This is a genomic window from Paramagnetospirillum caucaseum (genome assembly GCF_000342045.1).
In the GTDB taxonomy this organism is placed as follows: domain Bacteria; phylum Pseudomonadota; class Alphaproteobacteria; order Rhodospirillales; family Magnetospirillaceae; genus Phaeospirillum; species Phaeospirillum caucaseum.
On record NZ_AONQ01000192.1, the window covers coordinates 1 to 670 of the forward strand.

General features: G+C 65.4%; 2 protein-coding genes. Both read left to right on the forward strand.

Annotation, left to right across the window (positions count from 1 at the left end):
• Positions 1–342, forward strand: a 342-nt coding sequence (locus tag H261_RS25270; RefSeq protein ID WP_235063053.1) for a hypothetical protein, incomplete at its 5' end; no start/stop codon positions are given.
• Positions 343–344: 2 nt separating this feature from the next.
• Positions 345–670, forward strand: a 326-nt coding sequence (locus tag H261_RS22955) for a bifunctional DNA primase/polymerase (protein ID WP_008622865.1), incomplete at its 3' end; no start/stop codon positions are given.

Here is a 670-nt window from a genome sequence, read left to right on the forward strand (position 1 = left end):
TCAGGAGGTGGTGTGATGCCCCCGCTCACCTCCCGCATCACTCCCGACGATCATGTCGCCATCGGCGCCAGCATCAAAGCCGCACAGGCTGGAATTCTGATCGTGACCCGCCAAGCCCCGCTGGGCAGCACCGTACAACAGGAAGCCGTTGCTGCCATGGCCTGCCTGGAACGCCTGCGCACCACCCTGGACAACCTGTTGTTCCTGCATGTTCACGAGGACTTGGACCCGCGCCAGATTCGCCACATGGTCTATTGCCCAGGCGCCAGCCTGCGCCATGACTATAGCGTTGGCGAGGAAGGCATGCAGGACGCCTTCGCTCACTGGGAATTGGAGGGTTGACCATGGAGAACGCCCTCCCCACCCTGGTCGATCTACGCCGCACCCTGCGGCGTAACGGCTACCATCCCGTGCCGATCTCCGGCCCCCACCTGTCCATCAAGGCTGCCGGCAAGCGGCCCTTGATGCGCGGCTGGGAAACCGTCTGCGCCGTGGCCGACGATGCCGACATCGAACGCTGGGCCAACAAGTACCCCGACAGCACCAACACCGGCCTGCTGTGCGGCACCGTCGTCGGCATCGATATCGACGTGCCGCTGGACGAACCGGCGGCGGAAATCGAGCGTGTCGCCCGCGACCTGCTGGGCGACACGCCGCTGAAGCGCATCGG